The 15,558-nt window shown below is 65.8% G+C and carries 11 protein-coding genes; 1 reads left to right on the top strand and 10 read right to left on the bottom strand.

The features are described 5' to 3' along the window. Window positions 1-3: 3 nt before the first annotated feature. From C2862_RS19540 to astC, 9 genes are all read right to left on the bottom strand, one after another. Entirely contained in the window at window positions 4-867 is an 864-nt protein-coding gene (locus C2862_RS19540; RefSeq protein ID WP_136221816.1) for a head GIN domain-containing protein, read from the bottom strand. Between the two features lie 122 nt (window positions 868-989). Further along, complete coding sequence (locus tag C2862_RS19535) at window positions 990-2,102, bottom strand: NADH:flavin oxidoreductase/NADH oxidase (RefSeq protein ID WP_136221815.1); 1,113 nt, start codon at window positions 2,100-2,102, stop codon at window positions 990-992. Between the two features lie 205 nt (window positions 2,103-2,307). Continuing rightward, window positions 2,308-3,303 carry a succinylglutamate desuccinylase gene (locus tag C2862_RS19530; RefSeq protein WP_136221814.1) on the bottom strand — a complete coding sequence of 332 codons (996 nt, stop codon included), beginning with the start codon at window positions 3,301-3,303 and terminating at the stop codon, window positions 2,308-2,310. A 3-nt stretch (window positions 3,304-3,306) separates the two neighbouring features. Beyond that, window positions 3,307-8,019: an NAD-glutamate dehydrogenase domain-containing protein gene (locus tag C2862_RS19525; protein ID WP_136221813.1), complete on the bottom strand. Its 4,713-nt coding sequence runs from the start codon at window positions 8,017-8,019 to the stop codon at window positions 3,307-3,309. A gap of 303 nt (window positions 8,020-8,322) precedes the next feature. Continuing rightward, complete coding sequence (gene astB / locus C2862_RS19520) at window positions 8,323-9,666, bottom strand: N-succinylarginine dihydrolase (protein WP_136221812.1); 1,344 nt, start codon at window positions 9,664-9,666, stop codon at window positions 8,323-8,325. A gap of 2 nt (window positions 9,667-9,668) precedes the next feature. After that, window positions 9,669-11,138, bottom strand: coding sequence for a succinylglutamate-semialdehyde dehydrogenase (gene astD / locus C2862_RS19515; protein ID WP_136221811.1), 1,470 nt, complete (start codon window positions 11,136-11,138; stop codon window positions 9,669-9,671). Further along, on the bottom strand, window positions 11,131-12,162 hold the full coding sequence (gene astA / locus C2862_RS19510) for an arginine N-succinyltransferase (protein ID WP_136221810.1): 1,032 nt from the start codon (window positions 12,160-12,162) through the stop codon (window positions 11,131-11,133). Before astA ends, astD begins: the two co-directional genes overlap by 8 nt. Window positions 12,163-12,172: 10 nt before the next feature. After that, complete coding sequence (locus C2862_RS19505) at window positions 12,173-13,198, bottom strand: arginine N-succinyltransferase (protein WP_136221809.1); 1,026 nt, start codon at window positions 13,196-13,198, stop codon at window positions 12,173-12,175. A 96-nt stretch (window positions 13,199-13,294) separates the two neighbouring features. Then, window positions 13,295-14,539 carry an acetylornithine/succinylornithine family transaminase gene (gene astC / locus C2862_RS19500; RefSeq protein ID WP_136221808.1) on the bottom strand — a complete coding sequence of 415 codons (1,245 nt, stop codon included), beginning with the start codon at window positions 14,537-14,539 and terminating at the stop codon, window positions 13,295-13,297. 210 nt (window positions 14,540-14,749) lie between these two features. Here astC and C2862_RS19495 point away from each other — a divergent pair, with 210 nt between their 5' ends. After that, window positions 14,750-15,199 carry a DUF488 family protein gene (locus C2862_RS19495; protein WP_136221807.1) on the top strand — a complete coding sequence of 150 codons (450 nt, stop codon included), beginning with the start codon at window positions 14,750-14,752 and terminating at the stop codon, window positions 15,197-15,199. Here C2862_RS19495 and C2862_RS19490 read toward each other — a convergent pair. After that, the gene (locus C2862_RS19490) at window positions 15,196-15,549 is read right to left on the bottom strand and encodes a hypothetical protein (protein ID WP_136221806.1); all 354 of its coding nucleotides are present in this window, start codon (window positions 15,547-15,549) and stop codon (window positions 15,196-15,198) included. The genes C2862_RS19495 and C2862_RS19490 overlap by 4 nt on opposite strands. Window positions 15,550-15,558: the final 9 nt, after the last annotated feature.

Here is a 15,558-nt window from a genome sequence, read left to right as displayed (position 1 = left end):
CGATTACAACATCTGGACGTTGCGTCCGCTGGTATTGCGCTGGGTTGGCTGGCCATATACCCGGATCGGGCCGGAACCGCTGGTCGACGCGAATACCGACTGGCGCACGGTGGCCGAGATGCCGCCCGAGCCGCTGCTGGACAGGTCGCCCTGTTCGCTGCTGAGGTTCGCCAGGTCGGCGCTGCCTGAACCGCTGACGCGCACGTTCAGGCTGCGCACGGCGCCGCTGGTCTGGACCGTGCCCGAACCGCTGATCTGGATGCGCGCATTATCGCCGCGCACCTCGCCGATCACCACACCGCCCGAGCCGCTGACGACGACGTCGGCACTGCGCGCACGCAGGTCCCCGGCTTCGATCTTGCCCGAACCCGACACCCTGGCATCCAGCTCGGCCACGTTGCCCGAGAGGCGCGCCACACCCGAACCGCCCAGGCGGACCGACAGCGGCTCGCCTTTCAGATCGCGCACCGTCACGTGGCCCGAGCCGCCGGAGTGCAGGTCCGTCAGGCGCGGTACCGTATAGATCACCTTCAAAGGCGTCGTGCTGCGCAGGCGGCGCTCGGTCTCGATATGGAGGGTGGAACCGCGCGTCTCGGTCTTCACATAAGGCAGGACGTTGCTGTCGCCCTCCACCACCAGCGAGGGCGCACCGCCGACGCGTACATCGACGATCATCGATCCCCCCACGTCCAGCCCGGTCAGCGCCGCCACGGCGCGCGTATCGCGTGCAGGGACGCCGTTGCCGTCGACGCTCTGGCCGCTGAAGGGCGTGTGGACCTGGTAGTCGCGGCCGTTGTCCGACGGGGTGGCGATGACGATGCAGCCGCTCAGGGCGGCGACGCAGGCAAGGGCGATCAGGGTGCGCATGGAGAACCTTTCCAGTAGTGGTTGCGTTATCAATGCATTCACTCTAGAGCGAGTCCCCCTCGTGGTCACGCCAGGTGCGACGAACTGCGCATTTCACGGCCTGAAGCGCAAAAAAGTGCCGATCAGCGCTGGCCCAGGCGCGTCTCCCCGAACAGGGTTTTATATTGGCGCGGCTGCGAACGCCAGTACTGCGGCGGCGCGGCCACCTGGGCGCCCAGTTCGGCCGCCGCATGCCAGGGCCAGCGCGGGTCGTACAGCATCGCGCGCGCCAGCGCCACCATGTCGGCCTGGCCGGACTGCAGGATGTGTTCGGCCTGCTGCGGCTCGGTGATCAGGCCGACGCCGATGGTCGGCAGATTCGTTTCGCGCTTGATACGCTCGGCGAAGGCGATCTGGTAGCCGGCGCCGACCGGGATCTTTTGCAGGGGAGATACCCCGCCGCTCGACACGTGAATGAAATGGCAGCCGAGCTTTTCGAGTTCCTGTGCGAAGCGGACACTTTGTTCCAGATCCCAGCCGCCTTCGACCCAGTCGGTGGCCGAGATGCGCATGCCGACGCACATGTCCGGCACCGCCGCGCGCACGGCGGCGCACACCTCCAAGGGGAAACGCATGCGGTTTTCCAGCGAGCCGCCGTAGTCGTCTTCGCGCTGGTTCGCCAGTGGAGAAAGGAACTGGTGCAGCAGGTAGCCGTGGGCGCCGTGCAGTTCGATGGCGTCGAGGCCAAGCTGCTGCGCGCGCAGGGCGGCGTCGACGAAACCCTGCTTGATGCGCGCCAGGCCTTGCTGGTCCAGCGCCAGCGGCACGCTCTCGCCTTCCGCATGCGGCAGGGCGGAGGGAGCGACGGTCTGCCAGCCGCGCGGCTGATCGGGAGGGATACTCGCTCCTCCCTCCCATGGCGCCTCGCTCGAGGCCTTGCGGCCGGCATGGGCCAGCTGGATGCCGATTTTAATAGGCGCATGGCGGCGCATCGCGGCGATGACCGGTTTCAAGGCTTCCAGGTGCGCGTCGGACCACAGGCCCAGGTCGCCGGGCGTGATGCGGCCCTCTTCCGTCACGGCGGTCGCTTCGATGATCAGGAGGGCGGCACCGGACAAGGCCAGCTGGCCGAGGTGGATCATGTGCCAGTCGGTGGCCAGGCCCTCGTCGGCCGAGTACTGGCACATGGGGGCGATTGCGATGCGGTTGGTGAGTTCCAGTGGCCCGAGTTTATAAGGGCTGAACAGCATGCTCATGGGAGGGCTCCATTCTTGTTGAATGGGCCAGTCTACCGCGCAACCGTGTAGGGTGGGCGCCCCGTGCCCACCATGGATGCGCACACGGGACGCATGCGGTTGGTGGGCACGGGGCGCCCGGCGAAACCGTGGGCGAGGCCATTGGCCTCGCCCACCCCTACGGATCGTGGAACAAAAAAACGCCGCGGACTTCGCGGCGTTTTGATCAATTCACACGCACCACCATCAACCCGGCGCGCAACCCGACTCGCACATCCGGATTCGGGAACACCACCATCTCCTCCTCATGGAACACCGAATACACGGTCTCCCCGTCGGTGGCGATGACTTCTCCCCGCTTGAGGGCGGCAAAGTTCGGCGTCTCGCGGCTGAAACCCATCTGGAAGCCGTCGGACAGCTTGACGATCTCCTGCGCCACCTTGAACACGTGCGGTTCGCTCTTCGCGGCTACCTGCGACCCGCGCAGCAGCGCGTCCAATGCAGCCGAGGACTCGGCAAACTGGTCCATGTTATTCCGGCCCAGCGTGCCGACACGGCCCAGCTCCACGGTGCTGCCTGCGGCGCGGTGATGCTCGGCCGAGTAATAGCTATAGGTGCCGGCCGATTTCGGATTCATGACGATGGCGCCGATCGCCGCCTGGCCCAGCCAGTCGATCAGCATCGCCTTGCCCTCGTCCGCGATTAGGTCAGGCACGATCGCGAACATCGGGTAGTGCGAGGCGCGGATCGCCGTGTGCAGGTCGAGGTGCCAGCGCACCGGGCCCGCACCGGCGAAGAAGGCGTCGGTGGCGGCGATCATGGCGTCGGCACGCGCGGCCTCCGCGGTGCCGGAAAGCAGCCCCCGGTCCGGCTTGAACATGCGGTTCAAGTCGGCGTCGATGAAACGCTTGCCGGCGGCGATCGCCTCGACGTTCCCGACGCAGAGCATCAGGTCCACCTTCAGCTCCTGCGGCGTGCGCGACAGGGCTTCGATCACGTGCGCGACCATTTCGATCGGCCCGGTCTCGTCGCCATGCACACCAACCGACAGCAGCACCGCCGGACGCGGCGCCGGCTGCACGCCCTTGACCGTCAGGATGCCGTGCGCCGGCATCGAGACGACGAAGCCGGCCTCGGTAAAGCGCTGCGCGACCGTGCCAAAATCGGCTTCGGCCAGCGCGCGCACCGCTTCAGGCACCACGGAAGTCGAGGGCGCGCTCATCGCTCAGGCAGCCAGGCGTTCCGGATTCGAGCCTTCCGACAGCGACCAGACGTCCAGCATTGCCTGTTCGAGATCGGTGGCCGGCGCGTAGCCGGTCAGGCCCATTTCCGAAGTGACGGAATCGACTGCCGCCAGCGCGTTGCCGCTGCGGCCGGCACGCTCGATCACCTGCAGCAGCAGGCGCTGCTGGGTGCGGCGCAGTGCCTGCATCGCGTAGTTGCGCAGCTGTTCCTGCGACTTGCTTTGCGGCGGCAGCTTCAGGCCGCGCTCCAGCGTATCGATGCCGGCCTTCTCGCGCAGCGCCATGCCAACTTGCAGGAACTGCGCCAGCGACATGCCCGCCGGACGCTGCACGGATACCGCAGCGAACAGGAAGGTCGCCAGCGACTCGATGGTCTCGACCAGCTTCCAGGCCTGCACGAAACCGGCGTTCAGGCCGGCGTGGCCGTCGGCTTCCGACTTGGCCGGCATCAGCTGGCGCAGCTGATCGTTATTCGCGAACAGGTTAGCCAGTTCCTGCATGCCGTCGGCGCCCTGCGGCAGCGACAGCACGCCTTCGATCACCGCGCGCAGCAGCGCACGGGTGCGCTGGTCGACGGCGACCGAGACGTCACGCGGCACGCTCAGGGCATCGGCGTCGAGCGCGTCGAAGGTCGGCGCCAGGTTCAGCGCCGACCAGGCGCGGCCCCACGCTTTCACGACTTCCGCTTCGTCGACGCGGTGCTCGGCAGCCAGGTCGCGGATCATCAGCGGACCGCAGCGGTTGACCGCCTCGTTGGCCAGCACGGTGGCCAGGATGGCGTTGGCGAGCGGGTGATCCAGCGGATCGCGGGTCGCGACCAGCTGCGCCGGGAAGTACGGACGCAGCACCGTTTCCGCCCATGGTTCCTCGGTCAGCGGCAGCGCGGCCAGGATGCGCTTGAAGCGGTTCTTGACGTTGGCGACGACGACAGCCAGTTCCGGTGCGGTCAGGCCGACGCCGAGCGCTTTACGGCGCTGCAGTTCGGTGTCCGTCGGCAGCTGTTCCAGCTCGCGCGAGACGGCGCCTTCGGCTTCCAGGCTGGTGATCAGGGCGGCGTAGCTGTCGACCACGGAGCCGTTCTGCTGTGCCTGCACTTCGCGGGTCAGCAGGTGGGTCTGCTGCTCGTTGTCGCGCAGGACCAGCTTCTCGACGGCGCCGGTCATCTCGTTCAGGATGCGGTTACGGTCGGCTTCCGGCAGCTTGCCGGCGCTGACTTCGGTGTCCAGCCAGATCTTGATGTTGACTTCGTGGTCCGAGCAATCCACGCCGGCCGAGTTGTCGATCGCATCGGTGAAGATGCGGCCGCCACTCAAGGCGAACTCGATACGGCCGGCCTGGGTCGCGCCCAGGTTGCCGCCTTCGGCCACCACCTTGCAGCGCAGTTCGTTGCCGTTGACGCGGATACGGTCATTGGCGCGGTCCTTCACCTGCGCATGGGTTTCGCTCGACGACTTGATGTAGGTACCGATGCCGCCGTTGTAGAACAGGTCGACCGGCGCCAGCAGGATGCGGTGCATCAGTTCTTCCGGTGCCAGCGAGGTCTCTTCGATGTCGAGGGCCGCGCGCACTTGCGGCGACAGCTCGATCGAACGGGCCGAGCGCGGGAACACGCCGCCGCCCGCCGAGATCAGGTCCTTGTTGTAGTCCTCCCACGACGAACGCGGCAGCGCGAACATGCGCTGGCGCTCGGCGAAGGAGACGGCGACGTCCGGGGTCGGATCCAGGAAGATGTGGCGGTGGTCGAACGCGGCCAGCACTTTCAGCTGACGCGACAGCAGCACACCGTTACCGAACACGTCGCCCGACATGTCGCCCACGCCGACCATGGTGATCGGGGTCGTGCTCATGTCGTGGCCGATCTCGTAGAAGTGGCGCTTGACGGCTTCGAAGGCGCCCTTCGCGGTGATGCCCATCTTCTTGTGGTCGTAGCCGTTCGAGCCGCCCGATGCGAAGGCGTCGCCCAGCCAGAAGCCGCGCTGGACGGCGATGCTGTTGGCGATGTCGGAGAAGGTCGCGGTGCCCTTGTCGGCGGCGACCACCAGGTACGGGTCGTCCTGGTCGTAGCGCACGGTGTTCTCCGGCGCGACGATGGCGCCGCGCACGCGGTTGTCGGTCACTTCCAGCAGGCTGGAGATGAACAGGCGGTAGACGCTTTCACCTTCTTGCGCGATGGTCTCGCGCACGGCGTCCTTCGGCATCTGCTTGCACACGAAACCGCCCTTCGAGCCGGCCGGCACGATGACGGCATTCTTGACCATCTGCGCCTTCACCAGGCCCAGCACTTCGGTGCGGTAGTCTTCCATGCGGTCCGACCAGCGCAGGCCGCCGCGGGCGACCGGGCCGCCGCGCAGGTGCACGCCTTCGAAGCGGCGCGAGAACACGTAAATCTCGCGGTACGGACGCGGTTCCGGCGCCAGCGACAGGTTGCTGGTGTCGAACTTGAAGATGATCTTCTCGCCCGTGTTCTGGAAGTAGTTGGTACGCACGGTCGCCAGCGCCAGCTCGACCAGGGCAGCCATGATTTCCTCGGTGTCGGCGTGGTTCACGCTCGACAGGCCGGCCTTCAGCGACACCAGTTTCGCGGTACCGGCTTCGCGCTCGGCGTTTGATGCGGCCGGGTTGAAGCGCTGCAGGAAGGCGGTGACGAATTCCTTCACCAGGGCCGGCTGTGCGCGCAGAGTCTCGGCCATGTAGCGCACCGAGAACTTCGAGCCGAGCTGGCGCCAGTAGCTGATGTAGCCACGGACCAGCTGCACTTCGCGCACCGACAGGCCGCCTTCGATGGTGAGGCCGTTCAGGCGGCCGTCTTCGGCTTCGTTGTTGAACAGCGCGGTGAACAGCTCTTCGGCCACCGGTGCGATGCCGGCTTTCACCAGCTTGGCGCCGCTCTCGTCGTCGACGGCCAGCGCGGTGACATGGTGGCGCACGCCGTCGGTGGTCGTGATCGACCAGGTCTGCTCGCGGTCGACCGCGATGCCGGCATTTTGCAGCGCCGGCAGGATGCGCGACAGCGAAGGCACGTTCTCGCCCGAGTACAGGCGGATCGAGGCGTCACGTGCGGCGTTACCCTCGCCGCTGCCCGGTTCGATGCGCACGGCGACGCGGTCCTGCTGGCCGAGGCCCAGCATTGCCTGCAGGTCGCGGAAGGCGACGTCCGGGGCGGTGGCGGTCACGAACGAGACCGGCAGGTTGGTGCCGAGTTTGCGCAGGCTGCTGCGCTGGGCGTGGTCTTCGACGCCGTTGGTCATGGTGGCGAAGCGGTCATGCCAGCCGTCCAGCACCGCCAGCAGCGGCTGCTGGATGTCGGTTTCCAGGTCAAGTGGATAGCGCGCGCCGTGGGCGATCAGGTAGACGCGGGCCAGCGGGCCGTCGGCGACCAGGGTGAACGAACGCACGTCGTGCGCGCCCGAGCTTTCCTTCAGGGCTTGCGCCAGCGAAGCGGCAACGGCCGCGCTGTAGCGCTCGCGCGGCAGGTAGACCAGCGCGTTCAGGTGGCGGCCGTAAACGTCGCGGCGCGCGAAGACTTTCGGACGCGGCTGTTTATACAGCGAGACGACCGAACCGCAGACTTGGGCCAGCCATTCCGGATCGGCTTCCACCGTTTCGGTACGCGGCAGCGATTCGAGGATCTCGAGGAACTTCTCGGCGCGGAAGCCTTCCTGGCGCACACCGGCCAGGCTCAGGACCTTCGCCACGCGGCCGCGCGCGAACGGCAGGCGCGCCAGCGGGGTCGAGGTGGCGGCGCGGGTGAACAGGCCGACGAAGCAGTGCTCGCCCAGGATGTTGCCCTGGGCGTCGGTGTTGCGCACGCCGATGAAGTCGAGCGGCTGGTCGCGGTGCAGGGTACCTTCGACGTCTGCCTTGACGATCGAGAGGGTCTCGGCGCGGGCCGACAAAGTGGCCAGTTCGCCCGGGATGTTGGCCAGGCAGGTGCCGTAGACCGGATGCGCGGTGTCCTTCAGGACGCCGATACGGCTCGGGATGTCGCGCACCAGCTGCGGCTGGCCGGGCTGCACTTCGTAATAGGCGTAGCCGAAGGGCTCGAAGCCTTCGTTCTTGGCCCACTCGAGGAAGGCGGCCACTTCCTGGCCGGCCGGGGTGCCGTGGGCCGCGGCGGCGGCAGCCACTTCGGTCATGCGGTCGCCCATGGCAAGGGCATCGCGGTGCACGACGGCGGCGTCATTGGCCACCATGCGGATGCGCGCGGTCAGCTTGTCGAGTTCTTCGAAGGCGAGTTCGTCGTTCAGCAGCACCAGCACATAGGATTCGAGCGGTGCGCCGGCGGTGCCGACGCTCGTGACGACGCCGTTCGCATCGCGCTGCACCGGCAGCACGGCGTTCATCACGCCGGTGGCGGTGACGCGTTCCTTGCGCAGGGCCATGACGAAGGAGTCGACCAGGTAAGGCATGTCGTCGTTCAGGATCAGCAGTGCGGTCGCCATGCCGCCGCGGGTATCGGTGTAGCGCAGTTGGGTGATCTGGCAGCCTTGCGAGCTGCGCTTCGCGGCCTGCGTGAAGCCGTCCCACAGGACGGGGGCCAGCGCTTGCGGCGCGGTGCCGGCCAGGTCTTCCTCGTCGAGCGCGCCGAGCCAGGCGCTGATCAGGGCGCGCACGTTGTCGGTCGCGCCGGCGGCGGGCTGGTTGGTCACCAGGTTGAGGGTCTGCGTACGCAAATCGTGCGACATGTCGTTCATTGTTGCTTCTCCAAAGCTAATGTTGTCGCCCGTGTGCGCTACGGCTTGTGGCTTTGCGCACACCGGCGTTTATGTGGACAGGGTTGTCCCGTCCAGGTCCTGGGCTTCCTTGTTCCGGAAGCTTGTGATTCGTTTCGATCGGAACAGCGCGTTGTGCGCCGGTTCCGGTTCTTTGCTGCTGTATCTGTTTTCTGCTGCCGTACCGCGTGGGCATGCCCACCCTACGGTGCACCGCAGTCCATGGCAGATGCGTAACGTAGGGTGGGCATGCCCACGCGTTTGCACCGCTCGATCTGCAGCGAATTAACTCAAATCGTACAACCCGGGCAAACCAAGAATGCCCTGTAACGCCTCCAGCGCCGTATAGCACTCGATCGCCAGCTGCGGATCCGCCAGATCCTTCGGCTCCACGTGATCCCGGTAATGCTTCTCGACCCAGGCGACCAGCTGCGCATACAGCGCTTCGGTCATGATCACACCGCCATGCATCGCCGCCGCCTGCTCATCCGTCAGCGCCACGCGCAAACGCAGGCAGGCAGGCCCGCCACCGTTACGCATGCTCTGGCGCAGGTCGAATTCCAGCAGTTCGTCGATCGGGCCGCCGCTGCTCACGAGATTCGCCAGGTAGTTCGACACGGCCGCGTTCTCGCGGCACTCGTGCGGCACCAGCAGAGCCATCTTGCCGTCCGCCTTGGTCAGCAGCTGGCTGTTGAACAGGTAGCTGGCCACCGCATCCGCCACCGGCACCATGCCGCTGGCGACGCGCACCGGAATAAAATCGGCGCCGACGCCAGCGACCGAACGGCGCAGCGCGTCGATGGTCGAGGCTTCGTCGGCGAAGGCTTCCTCGTGATAGAACAGCACGTTGCCGTTGCCGACCGCGATGACGTCGTTGTGGAACACGCCTTGGTCGATCACGTCCGGGTTCTGCGCCGCGAACACGGTGCGCGCCGGATCGAGCCCGTGCAGGCGGGCCACCGCCTGCGAGGCTTCCAGGGTCTGGCGTGCCGGGTATTTTTTCGGGAACGGCGCCGACGGATCGAACTCGACGCGGCCGTACACGAAGAACTCCACGCCTGCCGCGCCGTGATTCGCCGCGAAACGGGTGTGGTTCGCCGCGCCCTCGTCGCCGAATGCCGGGGTCGATGGCAGCGGGTCGTGCACGACGAAGTGGTCGTGGTTCTTGAAAATGGCGCGCAGGGTGCGCGTGGCCTGCACATGCTCTTCCGAGCGGTGCAGCTTGTTGTTCAGGTTCGCCGCGGTGAAGTGCACGCGGCCGTCGCGGGTGTCGGCGGAAGGGCTGACGGTGGCGGCGTTGGCGGTCCACATCGGCGCGGCCGACCAGGCGCAGGACAGGATCACCGGCGCTTCGCGCCAGGCTTGCGCCAGCACGTCGGCATCGGTCCCCGAGAAGCCGAGGCTGCGCAGCAGGCGGAAATTCGGACGCGCCTGCGGCGGCATCACCGCCTGGGCGAAACCGCGCGCGGCCAGATCGCGCATCTTGGCCAGGCCCTGCAGCGCGGCCAGCTTCGGATTCGAGGCGCTGCGCACATTGCTGAACGAGGCGACGTTGCCGAAGGAGAGGCCGGCATAGTTGTGCGAAGGGCCTACCAGGCCGTCGAAGTTATATTCGCGAGCGTTACGCATAGTTAAAGCACCAGTCCCGGCGACAGCTTGGCCGGCAGTTCAAGTTCGGAGGTCTCGATCGAGGCGACCGGGTAAGCGCAGTAATCGGCAGCATAATACGCGCTTGGGCGATGATTGCCCGATTTGCCGACGCCGCCGAACGGCGCCGAGCTGGCCGCGCCGGTGGTCGGGCGGTTCCAGTTGACGATGCCGGCGCGCGCCTTGATCGCGAAGCGTTTCCACAATTCTTCCGATGGCGACAGCAGCGCGGCGGCGAGGCCGAATTCGGTGGCGTTCGCCGCCTTCACCGCCGCATCGAAGTCCTTGACGCGGATGATCTGCAGCAGCGGACCGAACCACTCTTCGTCCGGAATCCCTTGCGCATCGGTCACGTCGACGATGCCGGCGGTGACGAAGCCTGCGTTCGGGTCGAGCTGGCGCATCTGCAGCAGCACTTTTCCACCCTTGGCTTCCATCTCGGCCTGCGCCTGCACCAGACGCTTGGCCACCGCCGCCGAGACCACTGGGCCCATGAATGGCTGCGGCTCGGCAGTCGAGGCGCCAACCTGCAATTTCGACGCCACTTCCACCAGGCGCTCGACGAAGGCCTGGCCTGCCGGGGAGTCCTGCACGATCAGGCGGCGCGCGCAGGTGCAGCGCTGGCCGGCCGAAATAAAGGCCGACATCACGGCGTGGTGCACGGCGGCGTCGATGTTCTCGACATCCCAGACGACGAGCGGGTTGTTGCCGCCCATTTCCAGCGCCAGCATCTTGCCCGGCTGGCCGCCGAACTGCTTATGCAGGGCGGCGCCGGTCTGGCTGCTGCCGGTGAACAGCACGCCGTCGATCAGCGGGTTCTGGCCGAGGGCGATGCCGGTGTCGCGGCCGCCGTTCACCAGGTTCAGCACACCTTTCGGCAGGCCGGCCTGCTCCCACAGCTGCACGGTTTTGACGGCGGTACGCGGCGCATACTCGCTCGGCTTGAAGACGACCGTGTTCCCGGCGATCAGGGCCGGCACGATGTGGCCGTTCGGCAGGTGGCCCGGGAAGTTATACGGGCCATAGACGGCGAACACGCCGTGCGGACGGTGGCGCAGCACGGCATTGCCGTCGGCGACCTTGGCGTTCGATTCGCCCGTGCGGGCGCCATAGGACTGGACCGAGATGTCGATTTTATTCGCCATGGTCGCCACTTCCGTGCGCGCTTCCCACAGCGGTTTGCCGACTTCCTCGGCGATGATGCCCGCCAGCTCTTCCGCGTGTTCCTTCAGCAGGTCGCGGAAACGGGTGGCGATGGCGATGCGCTCTTCCAGTGGACGCAGGGCCCAGTCTTCGAAGGCGTCGCGGGCTGCTTCGGCGGCGCGCGCCACGTCCTCGCCAGTCGATTCCTTGCTGGTCCAGGTCTGGCGGCCATTTGACGGGTCGATCGTGACCAGTTCCGCGCCGCTGCCGGCGAGCCACGCGCCGTTAATAAAATTCGACAGGTTAGCCATTGTTCTTCCTTACGTTGAGTGTCAGCGTGCGCACCGGGTCGCCCGCCTGGACGTGCAGCAGCGCCAGTTCCTGGGCCGAGAGGCAGACCTCCGCACCTTCGACCGTGGTCTGCGCCAGCACCATGCGGAAATCGTCGAGCTTCGTGTTCGACACCAGCAGGCATTCGGTCTCGCCTTCGGCGCGGCCTTCGCGGGACACGCGCAGCACGCTGTCGCGCACCGAACGCAGTTCCTTGACGCGTCCTTGCAGCACCGGGCCGGCATCGAAGATGTCGACATAGCCCTCGTAGTGCATGCCCTCCTGCTCCAGCAGCTTGCGGGCAGGCAGGGTCGAGCGGTGCACCTGGCCGATGACTTCGCGCGCCGACTCCGGCAGGTAGTCAACATATAAAGGCTGCCGCGGCATCAGCTCGGCGATAAAGGATTTCTTGCCCATCGCGGTCAGGCCGTCGACGTGGTTGAAATCCATCTTGAAGAAGTGGCGGCCCAGGCCTTCATAGAAGGGACTGGTGCCGTCTTCCAGCAGGTAGCCGCGCATCTCGGCGATGATCTTCTCGGTGAACAGCTGCTGGAACTGGGCGATGAACAGGAAACGGCTTTTGGAAAGCCACTTGCCGTTGTAGCCCACACGGTAATCCGGCTGCAGGAACAGCGAGCACAGTTCGGTCGCACCGGTCAGATCGTTCGACAGGTACAGGGTCTCCATGCGCGTAAACACGTTCAGTTCGCGGCTGGAGTGCACCAGGGTGCCGATGCGGTAGTTGTAGAAGGGTTCGTTCAGGCCGACCGCGGCCTTGATGGCGCAGACGCCGGCCAGCTTGCCGGTCTCGGTATCCTCGAGCACGAACATGTAGTCGCGCTCTTCGGGCGGAATCGTTTCCTGGAACGAGGCCACGGCGCAGGCGACGCGGTCGCCCAGCATCTGGCGGTCCGGTTTCAGGGTGGTCATGCCGCCGCCGACTTCGCGCGCCATGTCGATCAGCGGGTCGAGGTCCGAGGCAGCAATGGAACGGATGACTAGCATGGTGCTTTCCTCAGATTCGGACGCAAATGACGCTGTCGCCCGGCGCCACGCCCAGCGCCTGCTGTGCTGCCGCGGGCAGGCACAAGGCGTCGGAAGTGTCGCAAGGCGGGCAGGACACGGTGATGGCGCGGAAGCGTTCGGCGTTCGTCGCCACCGCGTAGGTGACGAGGTTCTCCGCACTCCCCCGCGACGCGTTCTCGACGCGGCGCTTCTGCGAGGCGCAGAACGAACGCAAGGAGAGCTTGTGGGCCGCCAGGATCGGACCGCCGTCGAAGATGTCGACATATTCGTCCGCTTCGAAGCCCTCTTCCGTCAGCAGTTTGAAAGCCAGCTGGCCGCTCGGATGGATCTGGCCCATCGCCGCCTGGGCATCGCCCGGCAGCAGCGGCACGTAGACCGGATAGTGCGGCATCAGCTCGACGATCAGGGTGCGGTTGCGCGCGCCGCCGATGACGCGTTCGGCGTCGAGGAAGTCCATCTTGAAGAATTTACGGCCCAGCGCATTCCAGAACGGCGACTGGCCATCACCATCGGTGACGCCGGCGAGCGGCACGAAGAAGCGGTCGCCGAAGCGGTGCGGCGCCAGCACCGCGAACAGCAGGCGCGCGCGCGACAGCAGCGCGGCTTCGATGCCGGCATGTTCGCGGTCGCGCAGGTGAAAACCGGCCAGCTGCGAGCAGGCCGTCAGTTCGGAGCAGAGCGTCAAGGCATGCACGCTGTGCGAGATGTTCAGGTCGCGCGAGACCTGCTGGATCACGTCGTTGCGGAACGCGAAATAGGTGCCGTTCGAGCCCGCCGACGCATGCACGGCGGCCGTGCCGACGACCTCGCCGCTGCTTGTCTCTTCCAGCACGAACAGGTAGGACTCCTCGCTCGGAATATCGACTTGCGCCGCGAACGAGGCGATCGAACGTTCGACGAAGGCGCCGATGGTCTCGGGCGTGCGCGGCAGCGTGTGCACGCCGCCCGTCAGCACGGCGGCCAGGCTCACCAGCGCGTCGACATCCGCAAGTTCTACCGGACGGACAACATACATGGGGTCTCCCTCAAAGGGTCACTGCGGGGTGAATGCGAACGGATCCCGGCCGCGCTCTGCAGCGACAAGCCGGGACGGTAGTTCAAGCGCTAAGGCTTACGCGGTAGCGAGAAATTCCTCGACCGCGGCGCGCAGGATGCGATCGGCTTCCGCGATCTGCGCATCCGACACGATCAGCGCCGGCGCCATGCGGATCACGTCCGGGCCGGCGATGAGCAGCATCAGGCCCATCTTCTCGGCGATCTTGGTGACGTCCTTGGCGCGGCCCTTGAAACCTTCGGCCAGCGGGAGACCGATCAGGAGGCCCAGGCCGCGTGCCTTGCCGAACAGCTGCGGGTAGTCGGCGCTCAGCTTCTCCAGGTTGCCGAAGATTTTCGCACTGGCTTCCTTGACGCGCGCCAGGAAGGCCGGCTGGTTGATCATCTCGACCACGTTCAGCGCGACGGTTGCCGCCAGCGGGTTGCCGCCGTAGGTGGTGCCGTGCGAGCCGACGTTGAAGTGCTGGGCGATCTCGTTCGTCGTCAGCATGGCGCCGATCGGATAGCCGTTGCCCAGGGCCTTGGCGCTGGTGAGAATGTCCGGGGTCACGCCAGTGTCCATGTAGGCGTAGAAGGCGCCGGTACGGCCCACGCCCGACTGCACTTCGTCGAAGACCAGCAGCGCGCCGGTCTTGTCGCAGAACTCGCGCAGCGCTTTCAGGTACTCCTTGTTACCCGGGATGACACCGCCCTCGCCCTGGATCGGCTCGACGATCACGGCGGCGACATCATCGAGGATGGCGGCGCGTGCCGCTTCGATGTCGTTGTACGGAATGTGGTTGATTTCCTGCGGCAGCGGCTCGAAGCCTTCGGTGTACTTCGGCTGGCCGCCGACCGAGACGGTGAACAGCGTGCGGCCGTGGAAGGACGACAGGCAGGAAATGATGCGCGATTTGTGCGGACCGAACTTGGTGTGCGCGTACTTGCGGGCCAATTTCAGGGCCGCTTCGTTCGCTTCCGCGCCCGAGTTGCAGAAGAAGGCGCGGTCGGCGAAGGTCGCTTCGACCAGGGCCGATGCCAGGCGCAGCACCGGCTCGTTGGTGTAGCCGTTACCGAGGTGCCACAGGGTTCCGATCTGCTTGGTCAGCGCATCGACCAGCACCGGGTTGGCGTGGCCGAGGCTCGAGACCGCGATGCCCGAGGTGAAGTCGAGGTAATGCTTGTCTTCCTGGTCCCACACGTCCAGGCCCGAGGCGCGCACCGGCACCATCGCGGCGGGAGCGTAGGTCGGAACGAGGACTTCGTCGAAGGTCTGCCGAGTGACAGGCCGCGTTGTGACACCCGAATCAAGCTTTGCATTCATGACTTTTTCCTCATCCTATGTAGTGACAGGCGCGCCGGGACGCGGGCGCCGAGTCTGGGCATTATACGGAGGGAGGGGTAGCGGGTTCTTGCAGAAGTGCGACGGGGATTTTCATTTTTGGCAGGGAATGAAGGGGCGCTGGCTACCTCAACAAAGTAAAATGGCTCAGTGCCAGCTTGTCCGCACCGCTGACGAAAGAAGGAGCAGGCTATGACGAAAATTGCAGTTTCGACAATTGGCTTCACCAACAAGTCGGCAGAAACTTTTTTCAAGCTCCTGCGGACAGCAAACGTGCGCACCCTGCTGGACGTACGCTTGAACAACACCTCGCAACTGGCGGGTTTCGCCAAAAAGGCAGACCTGAAATTTTTTCTCTCTGAACTGCTTGGAGCGCAATACATCGAATTGCCTGACCTGGCACCAGAGGGAGAGATGCTCAAGCGTTACCGATCGAAAGAGATGCCGTGGGACACGTATGCGCGGGCCTATATCGACTTGCTCGAACGGCGCCGCGTGGAAGATCATTTGGACATATCCCTGTTCGTGGGAGGATGTCTGCTATGCAGCGAAGACAAGCCTCACCACTGCCATCGGCGGCTTGCTACCGAGTATCTCAATGCCAGGTGGGGCGGCAAACTGAACGTCTCTCATCTTTTCTAGCGTGTAGGAGACAGGGACGGTTCGACATTGCGCAGCGTAACCAGCGCCCGGTATTCGGTATCGTCCAGCACGAATTGGAGCCGGGCCTGCGGCGGATAACTGGTCTTGATCAGCATGGCTGACGCCATTTTTGCGTCGAACGCAGTGCGCACCCAGCCCGACAGCGCCTGTGGCCGCTGATACGGCGCTTCGCGCAGGATCTCGGTAATGGCACGGACATGGGCGGGATGGTCGCGCTGGACGCGCTCGAGTGCCCCGGGTGTGTCGAGGTCGACCTGGTGGGCGGAGGTAAAATCGGCGTGGGCGGAAAAGGCGACGCTGGCGAGCAGCGCGGCCATAACAGCTTTCATGGCGCACCT

The sequence above is a fragment of the Massilia sp. Mn16-1_5 genome (assembly GCF_004798585.1).
Taxonomy (GTDB): domain Bacteria; phylum Pseudomonadota; class Gammaproteobacteria; order Burkholderiales; family Burkholderiaceae_D; genus Telluria.
Note: the sequence above shows the minus strand (reverse complement) of the source record. Positions and strands in the feature narration are given on the sequence as shown.

Excerpts from the sequence above, each read along its gene's own strand:
- C2862_RS19540 (WP_136221816.1), bottom strand. The coding sequence starts at position 867 with ATGCGCACCCTGATCGCCCTTGCCTGCGTCGCCGCCCTGAGCGGCTGC.
- C2862_RS19535 (WP_136221815.1), bottom strand. The coding sequence starts at position 2,102 with ATGAGCATGCTGTTCAGCCCTTATAAACTCGGGCCACTGGAACTCACC.
- C2862_RS19530 (WP_136221814.1), bottom strand. The coding sequence starts at position 3,303 with ATGAGCGCGCCCTCGACTTCCGTGGTGCCTGAAGCGGTGCGCGCGCTG.
- C2862_RS19525 (WP_136221813.1), bottom strand. The coding sequence starts at position 8,019 with ATGAACGACATGTCGCACGATTTGCGTACGCAGACCCTCAACCTGGTG.
- astB (WP_136221812.1), bottom strand. The coding sequence starts at position 9,666 with ATGCGTAACGCTCGCGAATATAACTTCGACGGCCTGGTAGGCCCTTCG.
- astD (WP_136221811.1), bottom strand. The coding sequence starts at position 11,138 with ATGGCTAACCTGTCGAATTTTATTAACGGCGCGTGGCTCGCCGGCAGC.
- astA (WP_136221810.1), bottom strand. The coding sequence starts at position 12,162 with ATGCTAGTCATCCGTTCCATTGCTGCCTCGGACCTCGACCCGCTGATC.
- C2862_RS19505 (WP_136221809.1), bottom strand. The coding sequence starts at position 13,198 with ATGTATGTTGTCCGTCCGGTAGAACTTGCGGATGTCGACGCGCTGGTG.
- astC (WP_136221808.1), bottom strand. The coding sequence starts at position 14,539 with ATGAATGCAAAGCTTGATTCGGGTGTCACAACGCGGCCTGTCACTCGG.
- C2862_RS19495 (WP_136221807.1), top strand. The coding sequence starts at position 14,750 with ATGACGAAAATTGCAGTTTCGACAATTGGCTTCACCAACAAGTCGGCA.
- C2862_RS19490 (WP_136221806.1), bottom strand. The coding sequence starts at position 15,549 with ATGAAAGCTGTTATGGCCGCGCTGCTCGCCAGCGTCGCCTTTTCCGCC.